This window comes from Proteus sp. G2673, assembly GCF_009915125.1.
GTDB classification, from domain to species: Bacteria; Pseudomonadota; Gammaproteobacteria; order Enterobacterales; family Enterobacteriaceae; genus Proteus; species Proteus penneri.
Genome location: NZ_JAABLT010000013.1, coordinates 1 through 4,648, shown reverse-complemented (window position 1 = coordinate 4,648; position 4,648 = coordinate 1). Strand labels below are relative to the sequence as shown.

The 4,648-nt window shown below is 37.8% G+C and carries 3 protein-coding genes, 5 tRNA genes, 2 rRNA genes and 1 pseudogene; 10 read left to right on the top strand and 1 reads right to left on the bottom strand.

What is annotated here, in order from left to right:
• From rrf (GWI59_RS06940) to birA, 5 genes are all read left to right on the top strand, one after another.
• Nucleotides 1–93 (top strand): 5S ribosomal RNA (gene rrf / locus GWI59_RS06940); the annotation flags it as partial.
• 43 nt (nucleotides 94–136) lie between these two features.
• Nucleotides 137–212: transfer RNA gene (locus tag GWI59_RS06935), tRNA-Thr, on the top strand.
• A gap of 51 nt (nucleotides 213–263) precedes the next feature.
• A 5S ribosomal RNA gene (rrf, locus tag GWI59_RS06930) occupies nucleotides 264–379 on the top strand.
• A 161-nt stretch (nucleotides 380–540) separates the two neighbouring features.
• Nucleotides 541–1,575, top strand: a complete 1,035-nt coding sequence (murB, locus tag GWI59_RS06925; protein ID WP_006535484.1) for a UDP-N-acetylmuramate dehydrogenase — start codon at nucleotides 541–543, stop codon at nucleotides 1,573–1,575.
• Entirely contained in the window at nucleotides 1,572–2,534 is a 963-nt protein-coding gene (gene birA, locus GWI59_RS06920) for a bifunctional biotin--[acetyl-CoA-carboxylase] ligase/biotin operon repressor BirA (RefSeq protein WP_072062992.1), read from the top strand. Before murB ends, birA begins: the two co-directional genes overlap by 4 nt.
• A 130-nt stretch (nucleotides 2,535–2,664) precedes the next feature.
• On the opposite strand, the gene coaA is transcribed toward birA, so the two are convergent.
• On the bottom strand, nucleotides 2,665–3,612 hold the full coding sequence (coaA, locus tag GWI59_RS06915; protein ID WP_072062991.1) for a type I pantothenate kinase: 948 nt from the start codon (nucleotides 3,610–3,612) through the stop codon (nucleotides 2,665–2,667).
• A 437-nt stretch (nucleotides 3,613–4,049) separates the two neighbouring features.
• Between coaA and GWI59_RS06910 the strand changes: the two genes are divergently transcribed.
• From GWI59_RS06910 to GWI59_RS06890, 5 genes and pseudogenes are all read left to right on the top strand, one after another.
• A tRNA-Thr gene (locus GWI59_RS06910) sits at nucleotides 4,050–4,125 on the top strand.
• Between the two features lie 15 nt (nucleotides 4,126–4,140).
• Nucleotides 4,141–4,225: transfer RNA gene (locus tag GWI59_RS06905), tRNA-Tyr, on the top strand.
• Nucleotides 4,226–4,307: 82 nt separating this feature from the next.
• A tRNA-Gly gene (locus tag GWI59_RS06900) sits at nucleotides 4,308–4,382 on the top strand.
• Between the two features lie 5 nt (nucleotides 4,383–4,387).
• Nucleotides 4,388–4,463 (top strand) — tRNA-Thr (locus tag GWI59_RS06895).
• 121 nt (nucleotides 4,464–4,584) lie between these two features.
• Nucleotides 4,585–4,648, top strand: a pseudogene (locus GWI59_RS06890) (GTP-binding protein); the annotation flags it as partial.

Genomic DNA, 4,648 nt, shown 5'->3' with positions numbered 1-4,648 from the left:
CCCACCTGATCCCATGCCGAACTCAGAAGTGAAACGTTGTAGCGCCGATGGTAGTGTGGGGTCTCCCCATGTGAGAGTAGGGAACTGCCAGGCATTAAATTTAGGCTGTGTCAGCCGGTGACAATAAGCCACTAGTGCTGATATGGCTCAGTTGGTAGAGCACACCCTTGGTAAGGGTGAGGTCCCCAGTTCGAATCTGGGTATCAGCACCAATAAAAAATTATTATAGCTGCATAAACAGACAGTTATAAATACAGAATTTGCTTGGCGGCCATAGCGCAACGGTCCCACCTGATCCCATGCCGAACTCAGAAGTGAAACGTTGTAGCGCCGATGGTAGTGTGGGGTCTCCCCATGTGAGAGTAGGGAACTGCCAGGCATTAAATAAGACGAGAAAGCCAACCCAATGGGTTGGCTTTTTTGCGTTTAAGATATTTAAAATACAAATATACTTTCTCTTTTCTAATCACTTATCACTTTGCTATCCTCAATGATACTTGGCTGTTAAACTAAGCTATCAGCTAAATGAGGTAGACTTTCATGAAAGAATCGGTTTCATTGCAAGCATTTAATACATTTGGTTTGAGAGTAAAAGCTCACCAAATAGAAACTGCAAATAATAAAGATGAGCTTTGTACATATTGGCAAAATGCCCATGAGAAGAGATTACCAACCCTTATTCTAGGTGGCGGTAGTAACGTGCTATTTACTGAAGATTTTAATGGTATTGTTATCCGTAACTGTATTACTGGCATTGAAATTACTGAAGATGAACAATATTGGTCTATTCATGTTGGAGCTGGCGAGAGTTGGCATGCGCTTATTGAATATCTGTTAGAAAAAAATATCTATGGACTGGAAAATTTAGCGTTGATCCCTGGCAATGTTGGTTCTGCGCCGATACAAAATATTGGTGCTTATGGTAAAGAGCTGAAAGATGTTTGTGCCTATGTTGATATTGTTGAATTAAGCACAGGCAATATTAGTCGATTAACAAATGAAGAATGTGAGTTTGGTTATCGCGATAGTATTTTTAAACATCATTATCAACAAGGCTTTGCTATTATTGCTGTCGGTTTACTACTAAGTAAAAAATGGGAACCTATTCTTACTTATGGTGATTTATCAAAATTATCATTAGAAACTGTTACACCAAAGGATGTGTTCGAATCTGTATGCTTAATGAGAACAAGCAAGCTACCCGATCCAAAAATAACGGGTAATGCTGGAAGTTTTTTTAAAAACCCAATTGTTGATATTCGTATTGCACAACAATTAAAAACAGAATATCCATTTTGCCCTCAATATGTACAGCGAGATGGTGTGAAGCTTGCGGCAGGTTGGCTGATTGATCAATGTGGTCTTAAAGGGCATCAAATTGGTGGTGCAGCAGTCCACACTAAACAAGCACTGGTACTTATTAATAAAGACGGCACCGCGACAGGTGAAGATATTGTGAACTTAGCCGCATATATTCGCCAGAAAGTCTCAGAACGCTTCGGTGTAAAATTAGAGCCAGAAGTTCGCTTTATTGGTCAATATGGCGAAATCAATGCAGTGGATGCTATTTCATGAAAGAAACACCAACTCCTTTATTATTAATTGAACTCCTTGCTGATGGAAATATTCATTCAGGAGAACAATTAGGCGAAAGTTTAGGAATGACTCGAGCAGGCATTAATAAACATATTCAAACATTGCGTAGCTGGGGTATCGATGTTCAGACGGTTGCAGGAAAAGGATATCAATTAGATGCACCAATGAACTTATTGAACGCAGATATTGTGAATCAGAATATTAAAGGTGAGCCGGCTAGCGTTATTCCTGTTATAGATTCTACAAATCAGTATTTGATCCAACGTATCAGCGAATTAAAATCGGGTGATGTATGTATTGCTGAATACCAGTCTGCTGGGCGAGGTAGAAGAGGGCGTCAATGGATTTCGCCTTTTGGTAGAAATTTATATTTGAGTATGTATTGGAAACTCGATCAAGGGCCTGCTGCTGCAATAGGACTGAGTTTGGTTGTCGGCGTTATTATGGCTGAAGTATTGCAAAAACTTGGTGCAGATGGCGTTAAAGTTAAATGGCCTAACGACCTCTATTTAAATGATAAAAAGCTTTCAGGTATTCTTGTTGAGCTAACAGGGAAAACAGGTGATGTTGCTCATATTGTCACAGGGATTGGTATCAATATTGCGATGAGTAAAAATCAAAATGAAGCCATTAACCAACAATGGATTAATTTGGAGCAAGTTGGTATTAAAATTGACAGAAATGAACTTGCTTGTGAAATTACTAATGCATTAAGAGAAGCATTTGTACAATTTGAAAAACAAGGGTTATCTGTGTTTATCGAGCGTTGGAAACGTTTAGATAACTTTATGGATCGCCGTGTAAAGCTTATTATTGGTGAAAAAGAGATCTTTGGTATTGCCAAAGGCATTAATGATCAAGGTGCTTTACTTTTAGAACAAAATGGAAAAATAATATCTTATATAGGTGGTGAAATATCACTGAGAAGTGCACCATAATGCTTTAAATTGCATCGAAAATCTAAAACTAAAAAGCTTTCCTAAACTGGAAAGCTTTTTAGTTATCAGTACAATTTTTAATAACTAAAATATAATAGTCCTTAGACCAAATGGTGATAATTGTTTAGATTTACTTACGTAATCGAACGTTAGTGATCGAATGATTTTGACCTTTAGTTAGTATAAGACTCGCTCTTTCTTTTGTAGGCAGGATGTTCTGTTTAAGATTTAAACCATTAATTTCTTGCCAAATCGAAGATGCTATTTCAATAGACTCTTCTCTGCTTAATTTAGAGTAATTATTAAAATATGATTCAGGATCAGTAAACGCACCCTCTCTAAATTTTAAAAAGCGACTGATGTACCAGTGTTTTAGTAATTCTTCTTCAGCATCAACATAAATGGAGAAGTCTACATAATCTGATACGAAAACATTATGTGGATCATGAGGATAATCCTGATTGCTCTGTAATACATTTAATCCTTCAAGGATCAAAATATCAGGTTGTTCAATAACCTGTTCCTTATCTGGAATGATGTCATACACTAAATGAGAATAGACAGGGGCTGTTACTTGTTTTTTGCCTGATTTTATATCAGAAACGAAAGAGACAAGGCTATGCATATCATAGGATTCAGGAAATCCTTTCTTTTTCATTATTCCGCGTCTCTTTAACTCTGCATTAGGCAAAAGAAAGCCATCAGTAGTGATTAAATCAACTTTACGATGTTCTGGCCAACGGGTTAAAAGCGCTTGTAGCAAACGAGCTGTGGTACTTTTACCAACAGCAACACTACCCGCTATACCAATAATGTAGGGGATTTTGGCGCTTCGTGTTCCAAGAAACTGCTCTAAGACAGCTTGACGGCGCAAGTTAGAACTTATGTAAAAATTGAGTAATCTTGAAAGAGGAAGATAAATCTCAATTACATCATCAATAGAAATTTCTTCATTAATTCCTTTTAAATCAGCGATCTCTTTTTCGGTTAATGTTAAAGGAACGGAATCTCTTAACGTTGCCCAATGCTTTCTGTCAAACTCTAAATAAGGGGTTATAAAGCGTTCTTTGTTATTCATAAGCCAACATCTGCCTAATATTCGCAGGTTGGACAGGCTGTTTAAAACACCCGTATCCGATAAAAAATAAACAGCATCATAACGAGTGATGACTCTTAGGCGTAGATATTTTTTAAATTTTTTCTACTTTTTTTGACACGAACTGAATAAATTTGTAAAAAAAGTATAAAAAATAGTCATGAAAATAATTTTTTAGCGTAGACTAACAGGGGGGCAATCAAATTTTTTCTAAAAATTTATTGGTGGTGAATAAATTCGGGAGTGATTAGCTAAATTAGCTTGCTAATCTAGCATGATTTTTTGTTGGCATTTTGGTCGTTTTTTTCCTAAAAAATCAACAATTCAATTAAAAATGAACAAAATCTAAGCAAAAGAACGAATATCGCAATTTTTTTGTTGCATCATGATGAAAGTCCTCCTAGAATGCGCACCACTTAGCCGGCATAGCTCAGTTGGTAGAGCAACTGACTTGTAATCAGTAGGTCCCGAGTTCGACTCTTGGTGCCGGCACCATTAAAAATTAGGTTTGGTGGGATACCCAAGCGGCCAAAGGGAGCAGACTGTAAATCTGCCGTCACAGACTTCGAAGGTTCGAATCCTTCTCCCACCACCATTAATTCCAAACTTAAGTGTTTTAAATTAGTAAACACTTAAGTAGAATACAAAGCTGATTTTAAGTCAGGTAGCCGAGTTCTGCGGGCATCGTATAATGGCTATTACCTCAGCCTTCCAAGCTGATGATGCGGGTTCGATTCCCGCTGCCCGCTCCAGATGTGCTGATATAGCTCAGTTGGTAGAGCGCACCCTTGGTAAGGGTGAGGTCGGCAGTTCGAATCTGCCTATCAGCACCACTCCTTCATGTTCTTGCCTCCCTGATTAAAATCTTAACAAGCACTAGCAAATCGCTAATTTACTTACTGCTTGGTTGATGTGGTGTAACCACCGATTCCGTGTCTTAGAGGGACAATTTAAATGTCTAAAGAAAAATTTGAACGTTCAAAACCGCACGTTAACGTTGGTACTATCGGCCACGTTG

Bases quoted from the DNA above. Each gene is read 5' to 3' on its own strand.
- birA (WP_072062992.1), top strand. From the start codon at position 1,572: ATGAAAGAAACACCAACTCCTTTATTATTAATTGAACTCCTTGCTGAT.
- coaA (WP_072062991.1), bottom strand. From the start codon at position 3,612: ATGAATAACAAAGAACGCTTTATAACCCCTTATTTAGAGTTTGACAGA.
- murB (WP_006535484.1), top strand. From the start codon at position 541: ATGAAAGAATCGGTTTCATTGCAAGCATTTAATACATTTGGTTTGAGA.